Annotated in this window: 20 protein-coding genes; 16 read left to right on the forward strand and 4 right to left on the reverse strand. The window is 71.4% G+C overall.

From position 1 onward, the window contains the following. Nucleotides 1–86: 86 nt before the first annotated feature. Nucleotides 87–2,627, forward strand: coding sequence for an ATP-dependent Clp protease ATP-binding subunit (locus tag RMT89_RS20050; protein WP_315885112.1), 2,541 nt, complete (start codon nt 87–89; stop codon nt 2,625–2,627). Here the strand turns inward: RMT89_RS20050 and ggt are convergent, their stop codons facing one another. Continuing rightward, on the reverse strand, nt 2,628–4,427 hold the full coding sequence (gene ggt / locus RMT89_RS20055) for a gamma-glutamyltransferase (protein ID WP_315885113.1): 1,800 nt from the start codon (nt 4,425–4,427) through the stop codon (nt 2,628–2,630). A gap of 82 nt (nt 4,428–4,509) precedes the next feature. On the opposite strand from ggt, the gene RMT89_RS20060 reads away from it, so the two are divergent. Continuing rightward, nucleotides 4,510–5,268 (forward strand): hypothetical protein, encoded by a 759-nt coding sequence (locus RMT89_RS20060; protein WP_315885114.1) that lies wholly within the window; start codon nt 4,510–4,512, stop codon nt 5,266–5,268. A 116-nt stretch (nt 5,269–5,384) separates the two neighbouring features. Beyond that, nucleotides 5,385–6,938, forward strand: a complete 1,554-nt coding sequence (locus RMT89_RS20065) for a CocE/NonD family hydrolase (RefSeq protein WP_315885115.1) — start codon at nt 5,385–5,387, stop codon at nt 6,936–6,938. 342 nt (nt 6,939–7,280) lie between these two features. On the opposite strand, the gene RMT89_RS20070 is transcribed toward RMT89_RS20065, so the two are convergent. Both RMT89_RS20070 and RMT89_RS20075 read right to left on the reverse strand, forming a co-directional pair. Beyond that, nucleotides 7,281–8,057 (reverse strand): amino acid ABC transporter ATP-binding protein, encoded by a 777-nt coding sequence (locus RMT89_RS20070; RefSeq protein WP_315885116.1) that lies wholly within the window; start codon nt 8,055–8,057, stop codon nt 7,281–7,283. 126 nt (nt 8,058–8,183) lie between these two features. Beyond that, complete coding sequence (locus RMT89_RS20075) at nt 8,184–8,624, reverse strand: DUF6278 family protein (RefSeq protein WP_315885117.1); 441 nt, start codon at nt 8,622–8,624, stop codon at nt 8,184–8,186. A gap of 156 nt (nt 8,625–8,780) precedes the next feature. Between RMT89_RS20075 and RMT89_RS20080 the strand changes: the two genes are divergently transcribed. The 10 genes from RMT89_RS20080 to RMT89_RS20125 all read left to right on the forward strand — a co-directional run bounded on the left by RMT89_RS20080 (nt 8,781) and on the right by RMT89_RS20125 (nt 19,505). Next, nucleotides 8,781–10,085: a radical SAM/SPASM domain-containing protein gene (locus tag RMT89_RS20080; RefSeq protein WP_315885118.1), complete on the forward strand. Its 1,305-nt coding sequence runs from the start codon at nt 8,781–8,783 to the stop codon at nt 10,083–10,085. A 136-nt stretch (nt 10,086–10,221) separates the two neighbouring features. Beyond that, nucleotides 10,222–10,383, forward strand: coding sequence for a hypothetical protein (locus tag RMT89_RS20085; protein ID WP_176711692.1), 162 nt, complete (start codon nt 10,222–10,224; stop codon nt 10,381–10,383). Nucleotides 10,384–10,828: 445 nt separating this feature from the next. Then, nucleotides 10,829–12,301 carry a radical SAM protein gene (locus RMT89_RS20090; RefSeq protein ID WP_315885119.1) on the forward strand — a complete coding sequence of 491 codons (1,473 nt, stop codon included), beginning with the start codon at nt 10,829–10,831 and terminating at the stop codon, nt 12,299–12,301. A gap of 4 nt (nt 12,302–12,305) precedes the next feature. Then, nucleotides 12,306–13,022: a hypothetical protein gene (locus RMT89_RS20095; protein ID WP_315885120.1), complete on the forward strand. Its 717-nt coding sequence runs from the start codon at nt 12,306–12,308 to the stop codon at nt 13,020–13,022. A gap of 39 nt (nt 13,023–13,061) precedes the next feature. Further along, a complete protein-coding gene (locus tag RMT89_RS20100) occupies nt 13,062–13,859 on the forward strand; it encodes a methyltransferase domain-containing protein (RefSeq protein WP_315885121.1) in 798 nt (265 codons plus the stop codon). A 1-nt stretch (nt 13,860) separates the two neighbouring features. Then, nucleotides 13,861–14,706, forward strand: a complete 846-nt coding sequence (locus RMT89_RS20105) for an SAM-dependent methyltransferase (RefSeq protein WP_315885122.1) — start codon at nt 13,861–13,863, stop codon at nt 14,704–14,706. A gap of 356 nt (nt 14,707–15,062) precedes the next feature. Next, nucleotides 15,063–16,337, forward strand: a complete 1,275-nt coding sequence (locus RMT89_RS20110) for an MFS transporter (RefSeq protein ID WP_315885123.1) — start codon at nt 15,063–15,065, stop codon at nt 16,335–16,337. Continuing rightward, complete coding sequence (locus RMT89_RS20115) at nt 16,321–17,949, forward strand: FAD-dependent oxidoreductase (RefSeq protein ID WP_315885124.1); 1,629 nt, start codon at nt 16,321–16,323, stop codon at nt 17,947–17,949. Before RMT89_RS20110 ends, RMT89_RS20115 begins: the two co-directional genes overlap by 17 nt. A gap of 131 nt (nt 17,950–18,080) precedes the next feature. After that, nucleotides 18,081–18,659, forward strand: coding sequence for a TetR family transcriptional regulator (locus RMT89_RS20120; protein ID WP_315885125.1), 579 nt, complete (start codon nt 18,081–18,083; stop codon nt 18,657–18,659). A 120-nt stretch (nt 18,660–18,779) separates the two neighbouring features. Next, nucleotides 18,780–19,505, forward strand: a complete 726-nt coding sequence (locus RMT89_RS20125) for a TetR family transcriptional regulator (protein WP_315885126.1) — start codon at nt 18,780–18,782, stop codon at nt 19,503–19,505. A gap of 136 nt (nt 19,506–19,641) precedes the next feature. Here RMT89_RS20125 and RMT89_RS20130 read toward each other — a convergent pair whose 3' ends face one another. Beyond that, nucleotides 19,642–20,703, reverse strand: a complete 1,062-nt coding sequence (locus tag RMT89_RS20130) for a PhlD (protein WP_315885127.1) — start codon at nt 20,701–20,703, stop codon at nt 19,642–19,644. 418 nt (nt 20,704–21,121) lie between these two features. Here RMT89_RS20130 and RMT89_RS20135 point away from each other — a divergent pair, with 418 nt between their 5' ends. The 3 genes from RMT89_RS20135 to proB are packed head-to-tail and all read left to right on the forward strand — an operon-like array spanning nt 21,122 to nt 24,740. Then, on the forward strand, nt 21,122–22,525 hold the full coding sequence (locus tag RMT89_RS20135) for a WhiB family transcriptional regulator (RefSeq protein WP_315885128.1): 1,404 nt from the start codon (nt 21,122–21,124) through the stop codon (nt 22,523–22,525). Beyond that, on the forward strand, nt 22,522–23,532 hold the full coding sequence (locus RMT89_RS20140) for an alpha/beta hydrolase (RefSeq protein ID WP_315885129.1): 1,011 nt from the start codon (nt 22,522–22,524) through the stop codon (nt 23,530–23,532). Before RMT89_RS20135 ends, RMT89_RS20140 begins: the two co-directional genes overlap by 4 nt. Beyond that, a complete protein-coding gene (proB, locus tag RMT89_RS20145; RefSeq protein WP_315885130.1) occupies nt 23,529–24,740 on the forward strand; it encodes a glutamate 5-kinase in 1,212 nt (403 codons plus the stop codon). The genes RMT89_RS20140 and proB overlap by 4 nt, the downstream gene beginning before the upstream one ends. Nucleotides 24,741–24,804 lie beyond the last annotated feature (64 nt).

The raw sequence follows: 24,804 nt of genomic DNA on the forward strand, positions 1-24,804 counted from the left end.
AAGATACAGAACGTGCCATCGTGGCTTAAACGCACCATGTCCGGGTTACCCGACTCCGGTACGTCGTCAACGAAGGTACGGAACCGATGACCAACGGCTTCAACGGCCCGGAGGGCTACGGCGACCCCTTCGGCGAGTTCCTCGCTCGCTTCTTCGGCGGCCCCCGCCCCGGCCCCCGCCAGATCAACATCGGCCAGCTGCTCAGCCAACCGGCCAGGGAACTCGTCCGCGGCGCCGCCCAGTACGCCGCCGAACACGGCAGCCGGGACCTGGACACCCAGCATCTGCTCCGCGCGGCCCTGTCCGCGGAGCCGACGAGGAGCCTGCTCAGCCGGGCCGGGGCCGACCCGGACTCCCTGGCGACGGAGATCGACGAGCGCTCGGGCCCGGTCCAGCACCCGCCCGGCGAGGCCCCGCCGCCCACCTCGCTCTCGCTCACCCCGGCCGCCAAGCGCGCCCTGCTGGACGCGCACGACCTGGCCCGGGCCCGCGGCACCGGTTACATCGGCCCCGAGCACGTGCTCAGCGCCCTCGCCGCGAACCCGGACTCCGCCGCCGGGCACATCCTGAACTCGGCGCGCTTCAGCCCCGCAGGGCTGCCGCCCGAGGCGCCGGACACCGCGCAGCGGCCCGAGCGGCCCCGGTCCGTGGACACGCCGACCCTGGACAAGTACGGCCGCGACCTCACCGAGCTCGCCCGGCAGGGCCGTATCGACCCGGTGATCGGCCGGGACGAGGAGATCGAGCAGACCATCGAGGTGCTGTCCCGGCGCGGCAAGAACAACCCCGTGCTGATCGGCGACGCGGGCGTGGGCAAGACCGCCGTGGTGGAGGGCCTGGCCCAGCGGATCGCCGACGGGGACGTCCCGGACGTGCTGAGCGGGCGGCGGGTGGTCGCCCTCGATCTGACGGGTGTCGTCGCGGGCACCCGGTACCGGGGCGACTTCGAGGAGCGCATGACCAACATCGTGGGCGAGATCCGCGCCCACTCCGACCGGCTGATCGTCTTCATCGACGAGCTGCACACCGTCGTGGGCGCCGGGGGCGGCGGCGAGGGCGGTTCGCTGGACGCCGGGAACATCCTCAAACCGGCCCTGGCCCGCGGCGAACTGCATGTCGTGGGCGCCACCACGCTGGAGGAGTACCGCAGGATCGAGAAGGACGCGGCCCTCTCCCGCCGCTTCCAGCCGATCCTGGTGCCCGAGCCGACCCCCGCGGACGCCATCGAGATCCTGCGCGGCCTCAGGGACCGCTACGAGGCCCACCACCAGGTCCGCTACAGCGACGAGGCGCTGGTGGCCGCCGTGGAGCTGTCCGACCGCTATCTCACCGACCGCCGTCTTCCGGACAAGGCGATCGACCTGATCGACCAGGCCGGCGCCCGGGTGCGGCTGCGGGCCCGGACCAAGGGCACCGACGTACGGGCCATGGAGCGCGAGGTCGAGCAGCTGGCCCGGGACAAGGACCAGGCCGTCGCGGACGAGCAGTACGAGCAGGCCACCCAACTGCGCGACCGCATCGTGGAGTTGAAGCAGCGGATCACGGCCGCCGACGGAAACGGCGCGGCCGACGAGGGACAGAACCTCGAAGTGACCGCCGAGGCCGTCGCGGAGGTCGTGTCCCGGCTGACCCATATCCCGGTCGCCAGCCTGACCGAGGAGGAGAAGGACCGGCTGCTGGGTCTGGAGCAGCATCTGCACGAGCGGGTCGTCGGCCAGGACGAGGCCGTGCGCGTGGTGTCCGAGGCGGTGCTGCGCTCGCGGGCCGGGCTCGCGAGTCCGGACCGGCCGATCGGCAGCTTCCTCTTCCTCGGCCCGACCGGCGTCGGCAAGACCGAACTGGCCCGGGCGCTCGCCGAGGCGCTGTTCGGCAGCGAGGAGCGGATGGTCCGCCTGGACATGAGCGAGTACCAGGAGCGGCACACGGTCAGCCGTCTGGTGGGCGCCCCGCCCGGCTACGTCGGCCACGAGGAGGCGGGCCAGCTCACCGAGGTCGTGCGCAGGCACCCGTACTCCCTGCTGCTGCTGGACGAGGTGGAGAAGGCACACCCGGACGTCTTCAACATCCTGCTCCAGGTGCTGGACGACGGACGGCTGACCGACTCCCAGGGCCGCACGGTGGACTTCACCAACACCGTCATCGTCATGACCAGCAACCTGGGCTCGGAGGCGATCACCCGGCGCGGTGCCGGGATCGGCTTCGGCGCGGGCGGTGAGGAGGCGGACGAGGAGGCGCGGCGCGAGCGGATCCTGCGGCCGCTGCGCGACCACTTCCGGCCCGAGTTCCTCAACCGTATCGACGAGATCGTGGTGTTCCGCCGGCTCGACCCCGACCAGCTGCGGCGGATCACGAACCTGCTGCTGGACCGGACGCGCCGGCTCATGCAGGCCCAGGACGTCACGGTCGAGTTCACCGAGCCGGCCGTCGACTGGCTCGCCGAGCGCGGCTACCAGCCCGAGTACGGCGCCCGCCCGCTGCGCCGCACCATCCAGCGCGAGGTCGACAACCGGCTGTCCCGGTTGCTGCTGGACGGCCGGGTCGCGGAGGGCGGCCGGGTGACGGTGGACGTCGAGGGCGGACGCCTGGCCTTCCGTACCGAAGAGCAGGCGCCCGCACCGGAGTTGTGACTACGGCACCGGGTGCACCACCATCGCCGAGCCGCCGCCCCGGCGTACCTTCTCGGCGGCGGCGAGCCACTTCCCGTCCGGCAGCCGCTGGACGGCGGTCGCCGCGCCGATCTCGGGATTGAGCCGGAAGCCGTGCCCGATCGCTTCCAGCTGAGCCTTCGACGGGCTGTTCCACAGGCCCGGTTCGAGCTCGGTGGTCATCTGGTTGCGCTGGCTGGCGCGTGGCGCGGCGATGGCGTCGACGAGCGGGAGACCGCGGTCGAGCAGGCCGGTCAGGGTCTGCAGCACCGTCGTGATGATGGTGGCGCCACCGGGCGAACCGAGCGCCACGACGGGCTTGCCGTGCTGGTCGAGGACGATCGTCGGGGACATCGAGGAGCGCGGACGCTTGCCGGGACCCGGCAGATTCGGGTCGTGGACGGCCGGGTTGGCCGGGGCGAAGGAGAAGTCCGTCAGCTCGTTGTTGAGGATGAAGCCACGGCCCGGGACCGTGATGCCGCTGCCACCGGTCTGCTCGATGGTCAGCGTGTACGAGACCACGTTGCCCCACTTGTCGGCCACCGTGAGATGGGTCGTGCTGTCGCCCTCGTACGTCGTCGGGGCCGCCGTACCACCCGCGCCGCAGGCGGCCGGGTTGCGCGGGTCCCCCGGCGCGAGCGGGCTCGCCAGCACGGCGTCGTCCTTGATCAGGCACTCCCGTGAGTCGGCGTACCGCTGCGACAGCAGCTCCTTCGTCGGTACGTCCTCGAAGGCGGGGTCGCCGACCCAGCGCCCCCGGTCGGCGAAGGCGATGCGGCTGGCCTCGATGTAGCGGTGCAGGTACCGGACCTCGCTCGCCTTCGAAAGGTCGGTCCGCTCAAGGATGTTGAGGGCCTCGCCGACGGTCGTGCCGCCGGAGGAGGAGGGTGCCATGGAGTAGACGCCGAGCCCGCGGTACGAGGTCTTCGTGGGCGCCTGGGACTTGGTGCGGTAGGCGGCGAGGTCCTTGGCCGTGAGATCGCCGGGACGGGCGTTCCAGCCCGAAGCGGGGTCCACGGGCGGCTTGTTTACCGTGTTCACGATGTCCTCGGCGAGATCGCCCCGGTACAGGGCGCGCACCCCTTCACGGCCCAACTGCTCGTAGGTACGGGCGAGATCGGGGTTCTTGAAGGTGGCGCCGACGACCGGGAGCGACCCGCCGGGCAGGAACAGCTCGGCGGTGTCGGGGAAGTAGCGGAAGCGGGTCTCGTTCGCGGCGGTCTGCGCGCGGAAGGTGTCGTCGACGACGAAGCCCTCCCGGGCCAGGCGCTCGGCGGGCTTGAGCAGGCTCCCGAGCTTCTTGCTGCCCCACTTGTCCAGCGCCGTCTGCCAGGTGGCGGGCGTGCCGGGGGTGCCGACGCTCAGGCCGCTGCTGACGGCCTCGGCGAAGGGGATCGCCGTGCCGTTCTCCAGGAACAGTCCGGAGTCCGCGCTCAGCGGGGCGGTCTCCCGGCCGTCGATCGTCCGCACCGTCCGGGATTTGGCGTCGTAGTAGACGAAGTAGCCGCCTCCGCCGATACCCGCGGAGTAGGGCTCGGTGACACCCAGTGCGGCGGCGGTGGCGACGGCCGCGTCGACGGCGTTGCCGCCCTTCCTCAGTACCTCGATACCGGCGGCGGAGGCGTCCGCGTCGACGCTCGCGACGGCACCGCCGTAACCGACGGCGACGGGGACCTTCCCGACGGCCGCTGCGGAAGCGGTGGGAGGCGCCGCCGCCCCCACCGACACCACGGCGGCCGAGACCGCGAGGACCGACAGCTTGCGTGCGACGGAAAGACGCATCCGCACCTCCAGTCAGGGACCGTTCGCGCAGCCTAATGGATCGACATGCCCCCGTCAGGAGCACCCGCTACCATGCGCGCCCATGAATGACGACCTGCGCAACATCGTCCTGGGTGTGGTCGCGGCCGGCCTGAGCGCCGCCCTCGGCTGGCTGGCCCGCACCTACCTGTGGAAGCGCAAGCTCCGCCGCAAGCAGGCCTTCTTCGGGCTGCCCGACAACTCCGAGTCGCTGCTTGTGGTGAACCGGGAGGCGGGATCGCCCGAGTTCAGCGTGATGCGGTTCGATGTGTTCGCGCTGCTGGAGCTGTCCGCGCTGATCAAGGACTGCAACGCGCACGCCCAGATCGTCACGCATGACGCCGCCCAGCAGGGCTTCGGTGAGCGCACCGAGTTCTGCGTCGGCGGGCCGGCCTCCAACCGCCGTATGACCGCCCATCTCGCCTCCCTCCTGCCCGGTATACGCATCAACGTGGACGCCGAGCCGGGGCCCGACCGGGGCGCCTTCCAGATCGGCAGCGAGCGCTACCGGCTGGAGCCGGGCCGCGGCGAGTACGTCATCCTCGCCCGGCTCACCGCGGGCCAGGGCGCGGGCTCCCGCCCGGTGTTCCTCTTCTGCGGGCAGCGGGCGATCACCAACCAGGCCGCGACCCGCTATCTCGCCCGCAACCACGAACGGCTGTACCGCAAGCACGGCAACAACTCCTTCGTCCTGCTGCTGAAGGTCGTCAACTCCCAGGCGTACGGCCCCGATGTGGTGGAGCTGGTGGCGGACGTGACCCGGACCGCCCAGGCACCCCTGCCGACATCGGCGGTCGCGCGCAACTCGCACCGCGCCTCCTGATTCCCTTCACCCGCCAACAATCGTTACTCCCGCGTAACTTACCGACGGGTTACCTACGGTAAGAGCCCCCGGTTACCGTCGGGTCACTTTGCACTGACACGAGTGAGGAGTGACCTGTGGGACCTCGCAAGGCTCTGCGCACGACCGCCGTGGGCATCGTCTCGGCGACCCTGATCGCCGGCGTCGGCCCCGTCGCCTCGGCATCGACGGGCGGCGTCCGCTTCGTCGACATCACCGGCGACGGCGGTACGACACTCAAGGCGAACGTCATCACCCCGGCCGGCGCCGACGGCACGCGCCGCTACCCGCTGCTGGTGTTCCCCACGAGCTGGGGCACGCCTCAGGTCGAGTACCTGGCCAAGGCCCAAAAGCTGGCGAACTCCGGGTACATCGTGGTCAGTTACAACGTCCGCGGCTTCTGGCAGTCCGGAGGCGAGATAGAAGTGGCGGGCCCGCCCGATGTGGCCGACGCCTCCCGGGTGATCGACTGGGCGCTCGCCAACACCCCCGCCGACGCGGGCCGGATCGGCATGAGCGGGGTGTCGTACGGAGCGGGCATCAGCCTGCTGGCCGCCGCGCGGGACGAACGTGTCCGGGCGGTCGCGGCCCTCAGCGGCTGGGCCGACCTCATCGACTCGATCTACTCCGGTCGCACGCAGCACACCCAGGCCGCCGCGCTGCTGGACGGCACGAGCCTGGTCACCGGTCGCCAGAGCGCCGAACTCAGGGAGATCTTCGACGCCTTCCGGTACTCCGACCTGAGCAAGGAGGACGCGATGATCGCCTGGGGGAAGAAACGTTCAGTCACGACCTATCTCGACCAGCTCAACGACAACGCCCCGGCGGTGCTGCTCGCCAACGCCTGGGGCGACTCGGTCTTCCCGCCCAACCAGTACGCGGACTTCTACGAGAAGCTCACCGGTCCCAAGCGCCTGCAGTTCCGTCCCGGCGACCACGCCACCGCCGAACTGACCGGACTGCTCGGCCTGCCCAACGATGTGTGGACCGACACCGAGCGCTGGTTCGACCGCTATCTGAAGGGCGAGGACAACGGCATCGACCGTGAGCGGCCGGTCCAGCTCAAGTCCCGTTCCACGGGCGGCTACGAGAGCTACCCCGACTGGAAGTCGGTCGGCGCGACCAGCCGCAAGATCGCCCTCGCGGGCTCCACCACGATCCGCACGAACGTCAACTCCGGTGCGGACGGCGGGCTCGTCCTGCTGACCGGCCTCCTCGACCAGATCGCCAAGCTGCCCCCGCTGGCGTCCATCCCCCTGCTCCCCCGCCGCTGGGCGGCCGTTTGGCAGTCGGAGAAGTACGCCACCACCCAACAGGTGCGCGGCACGGCCCGGCTGCACACCACCGTCACCCCGACCGAGGAGAGCGGCACCCTCGTCGCCTACCTCTACGACGTGGGCCCGCTCGGCCTCGGCAAGCTGGTCAGCAACGCGCCGTACACCTTCCACGGGCGTACGCCCGGAAAGCCGTTCGGCGTCGACCTGGAGCTGTTCTCCACGGCCTACGACGTCCCGGCAGGGCATCGTCTCGCCCTGGTCGTCGACACGGTCGACCCGCTCTACATCGAGCACAACCCGACCGGCGCGCAGCTGACCTTCTCCTCGCCGGCGAACGACCCGTCGTACGTGTCGGTCCCGTTGCGCGAGCAGTGATCTCCGGCTGCCGCCGGGCGGGTACGGCTCTGTGACTGGGGCTAGGGGGTGTTTTGAAAGTCCCGCACAGCACCCAGGGCGCCCGGCACGCATCCTCGCCGCACCGGCCAAAGACCCAAGTACGTCCAGTACGAGGGCCTTCGTCCGGCACGCCGAGGGCACGCACCGGACACCGCGGGCACCGCACAGGACTTTCAAAACACCCCCTAGGGGGACGAACCGCCCATCCTGGTCGAGGCTCGGCGGGACGCACTTCCCGGGCGGTGGGCGGGGCTTGAGCATCCGTCGTCCGGTGCCTCGAAGGACACACGTGTGGTACGCGGCATGGGTCGCACTCCCCGCTCAGTGCTTGAGGATCTTGGACAGGAAGTCCCGGGCGCGCTGGCTCTCCGGGGCGGTGAAGAAGTCCTCGGGCGCTCGGTCCTCGACGATGCGGCCGTCGGACATGAAGACGACACGGGTGGCGGCGGACCGGGCGAAGCCCATCTCGTGGGTGACGACGGCCATGGTCATGCCCTCGCGGGCCAGTTGCCGCATGACTTCGAGGACCTCGTTGATCATCTCGGGGTCGAGCGCCGAGGTCGGCTCGTCGAACAACAGCGCCTTGGGCTCCATGGCGAGCGCGCGGGCGATCGCCACCCTCCCCCAGCGCCTGAAGGGCCTGGGCGGTACCCCCAGCTGCTGCCCGCCGGAGAGCCGGGCGGGAAACTTGTCGGCCTGGTCGGCGAGGCCCACCCGGCCGAGGATGTGCCGCGAGCACTGGTCCGCCTGGTCCTTCCTGCGTCCGCGGACCCTGATCCGGGCCAGCGAGATGTTCTGCAGAACGGTCTTGTGGGCGAAGAGGTTGAAGGACTGGAAGACCATGCCGACATCGGCGCGGAGCCGCGCGAGGGCCTTGCCCTCCTCGGGCATCGGCTGTCCGTCGAGCAGGATGGTGCCGGAGCGGATCGTCTCCAGCCTGTTGATCGCCCTGCACAGGGTCGACTTCCCCGACCCCGAAGGGCCGATGACCACGACCACCTCCCCCTTGGCGACGGTGAGGTTGACGTCCTGCAGGACGTGCAGCCCCCCGTAGTACTTGTTGACGTCACGCAGCTCGATCAACGGATCGACGACCATGCCCAGCCCTACCCACTCTCAGCTGTGTCGTGGTTGCCGCAAACTACCCAGACAAGACGGAAGTTATGTGACGACACGCACTTTTCGGGCATTACCCGTATTTAAGCCGCAGCTCAGGCCAGGGATTCACGCCTCCGCGACCTCCGCGTAGAGCTGCGAGAGCTCGGGCACGCCACTGGAGGCCCACTCGTGCCCGGAGGCGACGACATCGAACTCACGGCCCGAGGAGAGCCGCACGACAGGCTGGCCGCTCGGCCAGATCTCCCACTGCGCGCCGGGGACCGTGCGCACGATCACCGTGCCGAGGTAGAGGCCCGCGTCGTTGCCGAGCCAGGGCAGCACCTCCTCGTCGTCCCGCCAGCGCGGAAGCAGCTGGTCGAGGGCTTCGAGCGAGGTCGCCGAATCATCGAGACGGACCCCCTCCCGGGCCGCCTGGGAGCGGAGCAGATCGCACTCGGAGAGCAGCTCGGCGATGCCCTCGTGGCTGTCGTCGCCGTCGGAGAAGACGGCGACGCCGAAAGCGGGACCGCGCCGCTTACGCCAGCCGCCCAGGAAAGGGATGTTCATACGCTCAGCCTCGCACCGACCATGCCACCGGCACCACCGGCACGCGGGAACCAGCCACCCGGAAACCTCTTGCCAAAGCTTATTCATTCTCCGTAGAGTTCATCAGGTCATGAGTTCAACGAATGTTGACTTTGGCCTTCCGGGAGGCGGGGACCCGTGCGGAAGATTCCATTCCAGGTGAACGAGGGCGGGCTGGTCGCCCTTCTGCCCAACGGTCATGTCGAGTTCCTCGCCGACTCGGCGCGCCGGCTGATCCTGCGGCACAACTCCGGACGGCCGGTGCCCGCCGAGGAGTTGATGGCCCACGCGCTCAGCGATCCGCTGGTGACCCTGGACCGGTTCCATCTGTCCGCCCCGGCCATCGCGTTCGTGGAGACCACGAACCTGTGCAACCTGCGCTGCAAGCACTGTTACGCGGACTCCGCGCTCAAGCGCCCCGACGAGATGTCCACCCCGCGCATCAAGGCCCTGCTGGACGAGTTCGCCGAGATGGGCGTGCTCCAGGTCTTTCTGACGGGGGGCGAGATCTTCTCGCACCGGGACGCCGTGGAGATCATCCGGCACGCCCGCAGCAAGCCGTTCAGCACCCAGATCTTCACCAACGGTCTGCTCATCACCGAGGAGCGGCTCGCGGCGATCCCGCCGGGCCAGTCGTTCTTCATCAGCTTCGACACCGCCGACCCCGAGCGCACCGTACGGGGGCGGATGGACTTTCCCAAGCTTCAGCACGCCTTCGAGATGATGCGCAAGCACGGGCACGTCTTCCGCACCGCTATCTCCGTCCACCGCAACAACATCCAGGACGCCGAGGAGATCTTCGAGTGGTGCGCGGAGCGGGGCTACCCCCGGCCGCAGTGGCTGGAGACCCACCCGGTGGGCCGCGCCCTGCTGCACCCGGACATGCTGCTGCGTCCCGAGGACGTGGACGAGGTCTTCGAGGTCTACCGGCGGTGCATGGAGCGGTACTCCGCCGGACCGGACATCGAACCCGGGGGCGCGGCTCCCGGTGAGCCCGGCCCACGCGCCGCGGACGAGATCCGCGGAGTGGACACCATCCAGTTCTGCCAGCGTCTGGAACGCGCCGTCGGCCAGGAGAAGTGCGGCCGCTCGGTGGTCTACGTCAACAGCCGCGGCGACATCTACCCGTGCAGCAACTGCATGTCGGGACAGCTGCACCGGGCCGGGAACCTCACCGAGCGGTCGTTCGCCGACATCTGGGAGTCCGGCTTCGACGCCTTCCGCGACATCCGGTTCAGCGACCACACCGTGTGCGGGAGCTGCCCGGTGGCCGCGGAGGACATCTGGTGCCAGTTCCGCTGCCCCCCGCTGGCCCGCAATCTCACCGGCGACCCCCAGGGGTGCGGTGCGACCGAGTACCTCCAGGAGTTCATGCTGCGCGCCGGCCGCTACTGGCGGGAGCGCAAGCGGCGCGACGTACGACTGACTCTCACCCCGCGTTAGACGCGGCCCCCGGGCCGCGTGCCGATCGCGCCCGGCGACTTCGCCGGGCCCCACCGACCCCGCTCCCGATGTCGTGGGCGGGTCCCGTCCGCGGGCGGCGCGACCGCTGCCGCCCCTCATCGAAGGGAACACGGGCATGCCCGAAGAGAAGAAGGTCATCCGCATCCACCTTGAGCCCGGCCAGGAGGGCGTGACGCTCAGCGCCGTCGGCGCCGCCTCGGCCACGGCGCCCAGCGAGACGCTCCTGGTGGAGGCCACCAACATCACCGAGGCCACGGTCATCGAGGTCGAGGTCTGACCCACCCCCGTGGCGAGACGGACCGGAGCGCAGCCATGGCCTGGCGGCGGATCAGGTCGGCTGCGAGGAACGGTGCTGCCCGGCCTGAGCCGAGCGGGGGCGATGGGGGTGCCCCCACGCGAGTTGTTCGAGCGTGGGGGAGCGTGCGGCTGCAAGGCGGAGGAGGGCGCCGACGCGGAGCGTCGGCGACCGACGACAACGCCGCACAGGCGCGTGCCAGGGCCCGCGACGCCGGCATGATCCGCCGGCCGGGCCATTGACCCCCCGGGCTCGTAGAGGGACGGGCCCGCGGAAGAGCGCTCAAGGGACCCCTGGGACCGCCGAGGGATCGGAAACGGGGCGAGCGCTGCACGGCCTTCCCGGCCCGTGAGGGACGGGCCGGGAAGGGCCGCGCGAACGTCAGGCGCGGCGTGACCGACGAGCGGGATCAGGAGACGAGGTCGCGATGAGCAAGACGGTTGCTTCAGCCGGCACCACCGCCGTGCGCCCCGGCACAGGACTCGCGCGGCTGCTCCAGGAGAACCCGGCCCTCAGGATCGGGCAGGACGACTACAACATCAACGTGACGGCCAACTACGGCGACCGGCTCGACCCCACCGAGGTCGCCGACGCCCTGCGCGCCCACCCGGGCGCCGGCCGGCCCGCGCATCTGTACTTCCATGTGCCGCTGTGCGCGTACGTCTGCCACTTCTGCAACTACGTCAAGCGCAAGATCCCCGGTGGCGCGGAGGGCGAGCGCGCGTCCCAGGTGTGGACGGATCTGCTGCTGGAGGAGTCGGGCCGTCGCCTCGCGCACGCGCCGTGGCTCTCCGAGGCCCGTATCGAGTCCGTCTATCTGGGCGGCGGCACCGCATCGTTGCTGGGCACCGCGCAGTTGGGGCGGCTGGTCGAGCACATGCGGGCCGACTACGCGTTGACCGACGACTGCGAGATCTCCCTTGAGGGCAACCCCGACAACTTCCTTTGCGACGAGCTGGCCGAGGCCTGCGAGATCGGCTTCAACCGCTTCAGCGTGGGCGTGCAGTCGCTGCAGAGCGAGGTCAACGCCTTCGCCGGACGCGGCCATGACGCGGAGATGTCGCTGCGGGCGATCGAGAAACTCCGGGCCACCGGGCGGCCGTTCAACGTCGACATGATGTTCGGGCTGCCCCACCAGACCCCCGAGAAGGTCGCCGACGACATCCGCACGCTGGTCGGCCTCAAGGTGCCCACGATCACCATCTACCGGCTGCGCAACGCGGACCGGGCGAAGATGGGGATCGGCAACCGGGCGCTGTGGAACGTGGAGAGCGTCCGCGACCGGCTGCGCGAGGAGCACCTCTTCCCCGGGCTCGACGAGACGTACGAGATGCGCGAGGCCATCGTGGAGCTGCTGCTCGACGGGGGCTACCACCCGAGCCCGTGCGGCTGGTGGAACCGGCCCGGGGTCTACCCGGACGGCAACATCCCGCAGGTCTCGCGCAACAAGTGGCAGCGCCATGACTCGATGATCGCCTACGGCCCCGGCGCCTACGGCTGGCTCACCGGCGACGACGACACCGTCGTCCAGACCCACAACATCGCCGACATCAGCGGGTACGCCCGGCTGATCCAGAACGGCCCGGAACTGCCGCTGGCGTTCGGGCGCAGGCTCGCCGGACCCGAGGCGATCGGGATGGTGCTCGGGTTCGCGTTCAAGGCGAACCAGCCCATCGACGCCGCGCGGTTCCGGCGCCGGTTCGGCATCGAGCTGTTCCACGACGAGCCGTTCGCCGGGGTCTTCGCCGAGCTCCTGGAGCGCGGGCTCGTCGAGCCGGTGCCGGGGGCCGCGGAGAGCGTCGTGCCCACGCTGGACGGCGAGGCACTGCACGAGGAGATCATCAGTGTCTACTTCCACCAGCGCATCGGCTCCTTCGCCGAAGCCGTGTGCCGGAGGTGAGACCGTGCGCGTCCACCGCCATGTCCAGTGGCGCCGGGCTCCGGACGGTACGGCCTACCGCGCCCGTCGGTCCTTCCCGGCCGGTCCGCCGAACGCGACCGTGCTGCTCGCCGGTCCCGGCAGCGTCTCGGACCTCGACGGCGAGGGCCGGGACGACCATCTGCTGGGCCGGCTGACGGCCCGTCTGGTGGCCTCGGGCGCCCAGGTGTTGCAGTGCGACATGCCCGCCCGCGACCGGGGCGCCCCCGCCTCGGCGCAGGACGAGCGCATCCGCGCCGAGCGGCTGGGACGGCTGCTGGACGGCAGCCGGCATCTGATGACCGGCTCGCTGTCGCTGGTGGGCTTCTCGCTCGGCGGCCAGGCCCTGCTGCGGCTGATGGAGTCCGGGGCGCCCCCGCGCGCCGACCGCGTCGTCCTGATCGGCACGGTGGTGGAGACGGACGCCTTCCTGACCTCCCGCATCCCCCTGATCGAACTGGTCTACGGCAGCTTCGACCTGGTCGGCTATCTCGCCGACGAGTCGGACGACAAGCTGCCGCCCGCGGTGTTCGAGCCGGCCATGTACGCCGACTGGTCCGCCCGCCATCTCATCGGTACCCACTCACCCGCGGTCCGGGTCCATGTGCTCGAAGGACTCGGTCACACCCTGCACCCGTGCGGACCGGGCCCGGCCCGTGATCCGCTGCCGGCGCTCACCTCACTGGTGGGCGTCACCTCATGACGTCACGTCAGCTCACAGCACGACAGGAAAGGGAACAACATGCCCGCGAGTGAGACTCTCTCCAGCCGGCGGTTCGACAAGATCGCCGACAACTTCGCCACCAGCGAGGTGCACCGGTCGAGCCCGACGATGGAGGCTCTGCACGAGACACTCGGACCGCAGACGGGCAGCGCGATCTGTGACGTCGCCTGTGGCGCGGGCCATCTGGCGCTGTCCTTCGCCGACGAGTACCCGGCCCGGCTGGTGGGCGTCGACCCGGCCCCGTCGATGCTGGAGTCGTTCCGGGGGCTCGCGGCCGAGCGGCAGACCACGGTGGAGACGGTACAGGCGGCCGCCGAGGAACTGCCCTTCCCGGACGCCTCGTTCGACCTGGTGGTGTCCCGGCTCGCCCCGCACCACTTCCAGGACATGCCGAAGGCCGTCGGTGAGATGACCCGGCTGCTGCGGCCGGGCGGGCGGCTCGCGGTGATCGATCTGGAGGGCCACGAGGACCCGGTGATCGACGCGCTCAACCACGAGCTGGAGATCCTGCACGACCCCACCCATCAGCGCAGCTACACCCTCGACGAGTGGGTCGGCTTCTTCCAGGACGCGGGGCTCAACGTCCCGGTCGCCCGCGGCCGTCAGGCGGAGAGCCGCACCGGCGTGCCCATCAAGCGCTGGTGCGAGATCGCCTCCTCCGGCGCCGAGGCGGAGGCCGCGATCCGGCGGCGGCTCGCCGAGGCCCCGGCGGAGCATCGTGAGGCGCTCGGGATCCGGCGGGACGGCGAGGAGTTCTACATCCCCGTGCGCACCTGCATGGTCATCGGCGTCAAGGCGCTCGGCGGGGTGCGCTGACATGCCGGTCATCAGGCTGTTCTCACCCGACGCGAGCCCGGGCCCCACGGCCCTGGAGGAACTCGCCACCGCTGTCACGGAGTTGCTGGGGTTGCCCGTCGGCCACTGCTGGGTGTGGTGGCACCGTCTGGAGCCCGGCACCTATCACCGCCCCGAGTGGCGCGCCCCGGACACTCCCCCGGCCCCGGTCGGGTTCGTGGTGTGCAAGGAGAGCTACAGCAAGGACCAGGTGGGCGCCCTGCTCCGGCTGCTCCAGGGCAGGCTCGCTCAGTTGCTGGACGTCCCGGCGGACGAGATCTTCCTGACCGTGCAGCGGGCCGTCGCGGGTGAGTTACTGGTGCGGGACGAGGTGTGGTTCGCGCATCTGGAGGAGCCGCGGCCGGGCGCCGTCACCGATCTGGTGCCGGTCGGACGCGTGCACACCGACCGCAGTGACCTCTCCGACGACTACTGGGGCGATGTGACCTCGGTGATCCGGCTGGACGGCGAGCGGTTCACCGCCGAGGCGCTGCTGGGCCTGGACACCTTCTCCCACCTGGAGGTCGTCTTCCACTTCCACCGGGTCGCGCCGGAGAAGGTGCACACGGGGGCCCGGCATCCGCGCGGCAACCCCGAGTGGCCGCGGGCCGGGATCTTCGCCCAGCGTGCGAAGAACCGCCCCAACCGCGTCGGCGTCTCGCGCTGCAAGCTGCTGAAGGTGGACGGCCTCGACGTCCATGTGCGCGGCCTGGACGCCGTGGACGGCACCCCCGTGCTCGACATCAAGCCGTATCTCACCCAGTTCGGGCCGCGCGAGGACGTCGTACAGCCCGCGTGGGTCGACGACCTGATGCGGGACTACTACTAGGGGGTGTTTCGAAAGTCCCGCACAGCACCCACGGCGCCCGGCACGCACCCTCGCCGCACCGGCCAAAGACCCAAGTACGTCCAGTACGAGGGCCTTCGTCCGGCACGCCGAGGGCACGCACCGAACACCGCGGGCACCGCACAGGACTTTCAAAACACCCCCTAGACCCGTACTTCGCAGGTCACCCGATCGTGAAGACCAAGCGGTCGTAGCTGATCGCTCGCCGGTCGGAACCGCAGCAGCGATGGCCGTCTCGGTCCGGCCCAGTCGAGATCGGACGCCGTGAGGCCGATGCGGAGAACCTTTTCGGCGACCTGCGAAGTACGGGCCTAGAACGTCCGCCGATCGGAGCCGACATGAAGAAGTCCGCCGAGAAGCGGGAGCGGTTGCCGCGCACCGCGCTGGCGCTGCTGGCCGCGGTGTTCGTGGACGCCCTCGGCAGCGGGCTCTACATGGCGGTCTCCGTCGTCTTCCTCACCCGCTACCTGGACCTGGGCAGCAGTGAGGTGGGCCTCGGGCTGGGTGTCGCGGGCGCGGTGTCCTTCGCGCTGCTGGTGCCCACGGGGATCCTCGCGGACCGGGCCGGTCCGCGCACCATGCTGATCGCCGCCCATCTGACCCGGGCGGCGCTGCTGGCGTGCTACCCGTTCGCGTCCTCCTTCGTCCCCTTCCTGATCGTGGTGTCCCTGCTCGCGGTGGCCGACCGGGCCGCATCGCCGCTGGTGCAGGGGATGTTCGGGGCGGCCGTGGAGGCCGGGCAGCGGGTGCGGGCGATGGGCATGGCCCGGTCGCTGCAGAACCTGGGTCTCTCGCTCGGCGGTCTCGCGGCCGCCGGGGCGCTGCTGTGGGACAGCAACGGGGTGTATCTGGCGGTCGTGTTCGGCAACGCGCTGTCGTTCGTGCTCGCCGCCGCGCTCGTGGCCCGGCTGCGGGCCGGCGGGGGCGGCGGGGGCCGGCCGCTGCCGTGGCGGCGGCGCCTCGCGGTGTTCCGGGACCGGCGGTTCGCCGGGCTGACCGTGCTCAACTCCGTGGTGAGCCTGCATGTGACGGTGCTGACGGTCGGCATCCCGCTGTGGGTGCTGGCCCATGACGAGCTGCCCCGGTCCGTGATCGCGTGGACGCTGGTACTCAACACCGTGGTGGTCGTGCTGTTCCAGGTGCGTGCGACGCGCGGCATCGAGAGCGCCGCGGACGGCGGCCGCGCGCTGCGCCTGAGCGGACTGCTGCTCGCCGCGGGCTGCTGCGCGCTGGCCGCCACCGGAGAACTGCCCACGGCCTGGGCGGTGGCGGTGCTGCTCGGCGCCGTGGCCTTCCAGGCGTTCGCGGAGATGCACCAGCAGGCGGGCGCCTGGGCGATCTCCTACGACCTCGCGCCCGAGGACCGCCGCCAGGTGTATCTGGCCTTCTTCAGCCTGGGCAACGCCGCCCGCAACACCTACGGTCCACTCGTCGTCACGTTCCTCGTCGTGCAGCGCGGGCCCGTCGGCTGGCTGCTGCTCGGTGCCCTGGCGCTGGGCTCCGGTGCCTGGGCAGCGCGGGCCGGCCGGCCGTCCACAGCTTCCGGTGCGCAGCCCGCACCCTCCGTTTCGCTGACCGATGTCCAAGGAGAGACCCATGGCACCCACCCCTGAGCAGTCCGTCATCATCGTCGGAGCAGGGCCCACCGGACTGGCGCTGGCCTGTGAACTGGCCGCCGCCGGAGTCGCCTGCACCGTCCTGGAGCGCCGTACGGCGCCGTCCACGCAGTCCCGTGCCATGGGGGTGTACTCCAGGACGATGGAGGTGCTCGACCTGCGCGGGCACGCCGACTCCCTCACCGCGGTGGGCCGGCCGGTCGGCCGGATGCTGCCCGCGCCGGGCGCGGCGATCGACTTCACCGCGATCGACAGCCCCTTCCCGGCGCTGTACGTGCTCCCGCAGAGCCGCACCGAGGAGGCGCTCCAGCAGCGCGCGATCGACCTCGGGGTCATCGTGCAGCGCGGTGCCGAGGTCTTCGGACTTGAGCAGGACGCCACCGGGGTACGGCTGCATGTGCGTACCGAGTCCGGCGAGTGGGAGGAGAGCGCCGACTACGTCGTGGGCTGCGACGGCGCGCACAGCGCGGTGCGCGAGCTGTCCGGGATCGCCTTCCGCGGCCGTACGTACGACATCGCGCCGATCCTCGCGGACGTGTACCTGGAGACCCCGCCGCCGGACGATGTGACGATCCTGTCCGGGGGTGGCGCGATGATGGTGTCCGTGCCGTTCGGGGACGGGCTGTACCGGGTCGCGGTGGGGCACCGCGACCACCCGTGGACGCGGGACGAGGTGACGCTGGAGGAGCTGGCCGAGCGGCTGAAGCAGGTGCTCGGCTTCGACCCGAAGCCGCACGATCCGCAGTGGCTGGCCCGGTTCAAGATCCACCAGCGGCTCGCCGACCAGTACCGCACCGGCCGGGTGCTGCTGGCGGGCGACGCGGCGCATCTGCACTCGCCGCTGGGCGGGCAGGGCCTGAACCTCGGTATCCAGGATGCCGTCAACCTCGGCTGGAAGCTGGCCGCGACGCTTCAGGGCTGGGCGCCGGCCGGGCTGCTCGACACCTACCAGAGCGAGCGCCGGCCGCAGGCGCAGAAGATCCTGAAGGCCACCGACCACGCCACCCGGATGGCGACCCACCCCTCGCCGGTGGTGTCGGGGCTGCGCCGGATGGTGCTGGCACGGCTCCTCGGGCGGCGCAGGATCCAGAAGTTCGCCGGCGAGGCGCTGTCCGGACTGCGGGCCGGTTACGCCGGCCGCGGCCGCCCGGCCCTGCTCGGCGGCGCCCGGCTGCGCGCCGGACAGCGCGTGCCGGACCTGGCGGTTCCGCAGGCGGACGGAGCACCGGTACGGCTGTACGAGCTGATGCGCGACGGCCGGTTCCTGCTGCTCGACCTGCACGGCGACGGCGGGGCCGCCGCGGTCGCGGATGCCTGGGGCTCCCGGGTGTGCCCGGTCCGGGTCGACGGTTCGGTACCCCAACTCTCGGGGCTCAGCGCCGTATTGGTCCGTCCGGACGGCTACGCTGCGTGGGTGGACAGCACGTCGTCGACCACGGGCCGCGAAGGGCGCGTACGGCAGGCCCTGCACCGCTGGTGCGGTACCGAGGGCCCGACCCCGCAGCGCCACCCGGCCCCCACCGCCGGGACCGCGGCCCCCGCCCGGCAGGGCCGGCAGGCACACGCCGAGGCCCCCGACACGGAACCGGCCCCCGCCGACCGCACGTGACAAGAGGACACCGTGGAGGACCACCCCCGTCCGGCCGACCCCCTCGAACCACCTCCCGCGCGGCGCGTCGTCGTCGCGCGGGAGCTTGCGCGGACCACTTGCGCGGACCAGATGCAGAAAGGCACGTCGCCATGGCACAGCAGCTGATGTCGGCGCGCTCCCAGCGGACCCGCGAGGCCATACTGCGGGCGGCCCGGATGCACTTCGCGGCCGACGGGTACCAGCGGTCGACGATAAGAGCCATCGCGGCCACGGCCTCCATCGACCCGTCCATGGTCATGCGCTACTTCGGCAGCAAGGAACAGCTCTTCGACGCGGCGCTCGACGTCGACCTGCATCTGCCGGACCTCACGGGCACGCCCGCGGAACAGCTCCCGCGGGCGCTGATCACGCACTTCCTCGCACCGTGGGAGGACGACCTCGACGAGGGCTCGATGCGGCTGCTGCTGCGCTGCGCGGCGACCAACGAGCGGGCGGCGGAGCATCTTCGGCAGATGCTGCACGAGCAGTTCACCAGCAGTCTGCGCGGCGCCCTCGGCGCGGAGCGCGCGGCCGCGTGCAGCGGGATACTCGCGGCGCAGCTGCTGGGGGTGGCGTTCACCCGGTACGTGTTACGACTGCGGCCGATCGCCGATCTTCCCGTTGCGGCGCTGGCGGATCTGGTGGCGCCGTCGCTGCGGACGGTATTGGCCGCGGGAGGAACGATGTGAGTAAGGAAGAACCCAAGACTCCGCATGTCCATGGCCTGGAGGTGTCACGCCTGCTAAGATATTTTCACGGTACAGTGAATTACTTGTTCCGGCATTCCTCATCCAAAGTGCAGTGATCTCATGAAACCCAGGCGCACAGACGGTTCCGCTTCTACGTCCGGGAGGTCCGACAAGGCCGACTCGACCGACGTTCCGCCGGCCCGGCGGAGCCGTCCGAAGCGCGCCCGCAGCGGGCGCCGCCCAGGAGAGAGCGGCACTCGCGACCAGATCCTCGAAGCGGCGCTCCATCTGTTCTCCGACCGCGGTTACGCCCGGACCACCATCCGCGCGATCGCCGAGGACGCCCAGGTGGACCCCGCGCTCGTGCACCACTTCTTCACCAACAAGGAGGGGGTTTTCGACGCCGCGGTCAACTCCTCCTTCAGTGTCTCGACGACCTTCGACGAGACGCCGATCGGCGACACGTCCACCTCCCAGGCGGCCTGGCTCGCGCAGACGTACTTCTCCTTCTGGGAGAACGAGAAGACGCGCTACGCCATGACCGCCGTCTACCGCGCGGGCATGGCCGACAGCGCCACCTCGGACCTGCTCCGGGCCCGTATCGAGGCGAGCTCCAAGTCCTGGGCGAACGCCTCCGGTTACCGGGACCTGCCCGACGCCGAGACCCGTACGGCGCTGGCCGCCGGGCATCTCGCCGGGCTGGCCATCATGCGCTACGTCCTGCAGATCCAGCCGCTGGCCGGCATGGAGTTCGCCGAGTTCATGGCCTGGGTGGTGCCGGCGCTTGAGCAGCGTCTGTCCCCCGCGCTGCAGCCCCGTACGTCCCACGAGGACGAGACGGACTGATCCCTGCCCCGCCCCGCCCCGGCGCCTTCGCCGGACAGCCGCAGCGGACGGCCCTGGGACAGGGCCGTCCGCCCGGATCGACTGCGCGGCTGCACGGCGGGAGCAGCGGCGCCGGATCCGCCGGGATGACGTCAGGTCAGACGCCGTTGCGCCAGATCGTCTTCACGGCCATCAGACACACCCCGGGACCCACCCCGAGCATGAGACCGCGCGCCCCCGGCTCCGGCCGCTTGGCGAAGGTCCGCTCCATGACCTCCAGCACCGACACGGATCCCAGGTTGCCCAGTTCGCGCAGGGAGTCGCGGGCCAGTCCGAACATCTCCGACGGACAGTCGAGTCCGTCGGAGAGACAGTCCAGGATGCGGGGGCTTCCGGTGTGCGAGACGAGGAACTCCGGGGCGCCGTCGGTGCCGGCGGGCGCGGTCGCCTTGAGCCATTCCCTCAGACCCGGCAGTAGACCGCCGACCACCTCGGCCAGGCGCGGGGAGTTGTGGGCGTGCAGTCCGTCGTCCTCGGTACGGCCGCCGACGATGTCCTTGCCGCTGACGTCCAGGAACTCCCAGGAGCCCACGATCTCCATGTGCGGGCCGTTCACCCGCTCCCGGACCACACAGGCGCCGCCCGCGTCACCGAGGATGGCCTTGAAGATCATCCCGTCCATGCCGGCGTCGCCGGGGTGCAGATAGTGGCTGAAGGCGTCCGCGCACACCACCAGCACGATGGCGTCCGGGCGGGCCTTCACCAGCTCGGCGGCCGTGGAGACGGCGAACACGCCTCCGACGCAGCCCATCTGGGTCACCGGGATGCGCCGGACCGACGGCGGCAGACCGAGCCGCTCCATCAGCAGGACGTCGAGCCCCGGCATGCTGTGTCCGGTGGCACTGGAGACGACCAGGGCGGTGACGTCCTCCGGCCGCAGCCCGGCCTCCCGCAGAGCCGCGCGTCCGGCGCGCTCCGCGATGGCGAGTGAGTCCCGCAGATGCTCGCGGGTGCGCTCGTAGAGCGGGGCGTCGATGTTGAACTGCTCTTCCAGCGGGCGGGTGTACCAGCGCGTGCGGACCGTGGAGCGCCGGATGACCCGCTGGACGACGTTCATCCGTGGGTGGTTCGGATACAACTCGACGATGCGTTCGATGAGTTCGTCGGTGGTCACCTGGTAGCGGGGAAGTGCGACAACGGGTGCAGTGACGACGGGCACGACGTCTCCAAAGCGGTGGGAAGCCAGCGGATGAAGGAGGCACTGGTCACGTCCGGCCCGGCGGTCGGGCGCTCGAACGGCGTCGCAGTCGCCGTTCACTGGCTCTTGCCATGGAAATCTGCGCATGCCGAACACTCCCCCCGGTGTCTGACGGTGCTGTCCTTCGCGGGCGCCCGAAGGGCGCGTCTCGCCGAGCATGCGCACGACAAAAGGGCGCACACAGCGGCACACGGCGATGCAGAAACGTATATGCAGAGGCTCCCCGACTTCCGGACTTTCCCGGGTCCGCCTCTGAACTTGAAGGTACGAGAGCGGAGTTGACTACAACTAGAGCGAAATTCAACGCGCATGGAATTCAATCCGGGAGGACAGCCGAGACACCGGCCACCGGGATCACACCGAGAAAGGGCCGACCGCCATGCACGCACCACCGCACTACGCGGACCCCGACCCCTGGACCGAACGCGCTGCCTGCCGCGATACCGACCCCGAGACCTTCTTCCCGCTCCCCGGAGCCTCCGGCGGCGTCGACCGGGAGGCCGTCGCCAAACGCCTGTGCGGCCGCTGCCCGGTGGCCCGGGAGTGTCTGCGCGAGGCCCTGCTGCGCGACGAGGGCGCCGGGATCTGGGGCGGGTTCAACGCGCGGGAACGGCGTGAGCTGCTGCGCATCGCGAGCACACTGGAGTCGACGGCCGCGGAGCTGGCCGGGTATCTGGCGAGTGGCGGACGCAGGCTGAGCGCGACGCCCCGGGAACGGCCCGCGTACGTGTGGTACCTGCGCCGCCACGGCTGGACCCCGCGCCGTATCGCGGGCGCCCTCGGCGTCAGCTTCGGACAGGTCCAACAGGCGTGGCAGCTCGCCGAGTTGGCGGCCTCGTGCACCCGCGGCCCGGTGAGCGGCATGCCCAATCCCCGGGCGCCGAGAAAGCGGGTACGGCGGACCGGCGGCGATGAGCGGGGGGTGGTCGGCGTCGAACGCCCCGAGATACGCGGCGGCGTGGCGGCCCTGGGCCGGACGCCGCTGCCCGGGTACGGAAACCGCGGCGCGGCCCCGAAGCGACCTCAACTTCCGGCGGGCGGGGGGCATCCGGCGGGGCCGGTGCCGGCGGATCGGCGGCGGGTGCCGCTTGCGGGTGACGGGCGGGGGGTGGGCGGGGGCCGTACGCAGGTGCCGCTGCCGGCTGACCGGCGGGGGGTGCGCGGCGGCCGTACGCAGGTGCCCCTTGCTGCGGACAGGCGGGGGGTGGGCGGCGGCCGTACGCCGGTGCCGCTGCCGGCTGACCGGCGGGGGGTGGGCGGCGGCCGTACGCCGGTGCCGCTGCCGGCTGACCGGCGGGGGGTGGGCGGCGGCCGTACGCAGGTGCCGCTGCCGGCTGACCGGCGGGGGGTGGGCGGCGGCCGTACGCAGGTGCCCCTTGCCGCGGACAGGCGGGGGGCGGGCAGTACGCAGGTGCCCCTTGCCGCGGACGGGCAGGGGGTGGGCGGTAGCCGTTCGCCGGAGCCGCTAGGTTCTCGTGGGCGGCGGGTGCAGGGGGGCGAGCGGGTCCCGGAGCGGTCCCAAGTGGCGCCCGGGGCGGGGCCGTTGGCCAGGGACCGTGAGCGGGTGCCGTTCACCGCCGTACCGCCCCGTGGCCCGGGCCCCGTCCCCGCCGACCGCACCCGGGTCCGCCTGGCCCCCATGGCACGGCGACTGCCCACCGGCCCCCGAGTCACCCTCACCAGCAGCAGCGCGCGCACCTTCGTGGCGCCCGGCAGTCCCCGGATCACCATCACCATCAGGCCCGTTCCGGGGACCGTTGTCAGCAGGCGAGGGGTGTCATGAGTGCCATGAGGACGGCGCAGGACCGGCGGCTCGCCGGGACCGTCATCACGGAGGACGGCGCCGAGATCGTCCTGTACGCGCATGGGTCCCCGGATGCCGAGGCCACCGTCGTGCTGTCGCACGGGTGGACCATGTCGGCGCTCGAATGGCGGCCGCACATCGAGGCGTTGACACGGCCCCGGCCCGGGTTCCCCGCACTGCGGGCGGTCAGTTACGACCAGCGCGGGCACGGCCGGTCCACGCGGGGGCAGGCGCCGTTGGACATGGCGTTGCTCGGCCGGGACCTGGATCTCGTACTACAGAGGGCGACCGCGCCCGAGGACGGGCCCGTGCTGCTCGTCGGCCACTCCATGGGCGGGATGGCCGTACAGCAACTCGCCGCCACCCGGCCCGAGTTGTTCGGGCCCTGGGTGTCCGGGGCCGCCCTGTTCTCGACCTGCGTGGAAGATGTGGGCGCGGTCCCCTTCGTACCCCAGGACCGCGCCGCGCAGCGGCGGGCGCAGGCCGAACGGATGGTCGCCGACGGCCTGTTGCGCTCGCCGGGCTGGGCGAAGGCCGTGCACCGGCTGCTCACCGGGCCGCTGTCCCACCCCTCGACCGCCCCGATCTGGCACGCACTGTTCGGGCGGGGCCCGGGGACCGACCTCGTCCGGGCCGACGCGCACGCGCTGCGCGCCATCCCGCCGCTGACCGTCGCCGAGTTCTTCGCCGCGCTCACCACCCACGACTGCGCGGGGCGCCTCGGCGCGCTCGGCCGGGTGCCGACCCGGATCCTCGTCGGCGCCCTGGACAGCTACACACCACCCGCCCAGGCCGTGCGCCTGGCCGACGACATCCCGGGGGCGACCCTGTACACCGTGCCGAAACAGGGCCATGACCTGCCGTACGAGCGCCCCGTGCTGGTCGTGGAGACCGTGCACGCGCTCTTGCGCGACCTACGAGACCGGCGCGAGTCCGCCCCGAGTGAGCCTCGGGAACTCGCCCTCGGAACGGGAGCGGAACGATGACCGGGTCCCCGAACACCGCCGCGCAGGGCCTGCGCCCCGATGTGCTGAAGGCGCGGCGGATCGTGGTGAAGGTGGGTTCGTCGTCGCTGACGACCGCGGTCGGCGGTCTGGACTCGGACCGCGTGGACGCCCTCGTCGACGTCCTCGCGCGCACCCGCGCCACCGGCACCGAGATCGTGCTCGTCTCCTCGGGCGCCATCGCCGCCGGTCTCGCCCCGCTGGGCCTGGCCGAGCGGCCGCAGGACCTGGCCGGGCAGCAGGCGGCGGCCTGTGTGGGCCAGGGCCTGCTGGTGGCCCGCTACACCGCCTCCTTCGCCCGCTACGGCCTGCGCGTCGGCCAGGTCCTGCTGACCGCCGACGACATCGGTCGCCGCGCCCAGTACCGCAACGCCTACCGCGCCCTGACCAAGGTGCTGTCCATGGGCGCGGTGCCGATCGTCAACGAGAACGACACGGTGGCGACCTCGGAGATCCGCTTCGGCGACAACGACCGCCTGGCCGCGCTGGTCTCCCACCTCGTCCGCGCCGACCTGCTGGTGCTGCTGTCCGACATCGACGGCCTGTACGACGGCGACCCCCGGCGCCCGGGGGCACAGCGCCTCAAGGACGTCTACGGCCAACAGGACCTGGCCGACGTCGAGTTGGGCGGGGCGGGATCGGGCGTCGGCACCGGCGGAATGAAGACCAAGGTGGAGGCGGCGCGGATCGCGACCGGGGCGGGCGTCCCGGTGGTCCTCACCGCCGCCCGGCACGCCGCCGACGCGCTGGCCGGGCGGGAGACCGGCACGCTCTTCCACCGCACCGGGGACCGCAACTCCGACCACCTGCTGTGGCTGGAGCACGCCAGCAGCCCGCGCGGCACGGTCCAGCTCACCGCGGACGCGGTCAACGCCCTCGTACAGGGCCGTGGCGCGCTGCCCGCGACGGGGGTGACCCGTGTCGCGGGTCAGTTCGTGGCGGGCGATCCGGTGGAACTCCTCGACGAGGAGGGCCGTGTGGTCGCCCGCGGCCTTGCCTCGCTCGCCTTCCAGGAACTGTCGCTGCTGCGCGGCCGTTCGGGCCGGGAGGTGGTGCACCAGGACGACCTGGTCCTGCTCCCGGCCGCCGCCCGCGCCTGGCCCCCGTCGCAACTGCGCCGACAGGTGAGCGTACGGGTGCTGCCCGCCCGCGAGTTCGCGGCGCGGGACGCGGGCGGGCCCGGGTTCTGAGGGGTGGCCACAGGGCGGCGCCCGTCGTGGATTCCGACGGGCGCCGCCCTGTGGGTACTGCTTG

It is taken from the genome of Streptomyces sp. P17 (assembly GCF_032436805.1).
Taxonomy (GTDB): domain Bacteria; phylum Actinomycetota; class Actinomycetes; order Streptomycetales; family Streptomycetaceae; genus Streptomyces.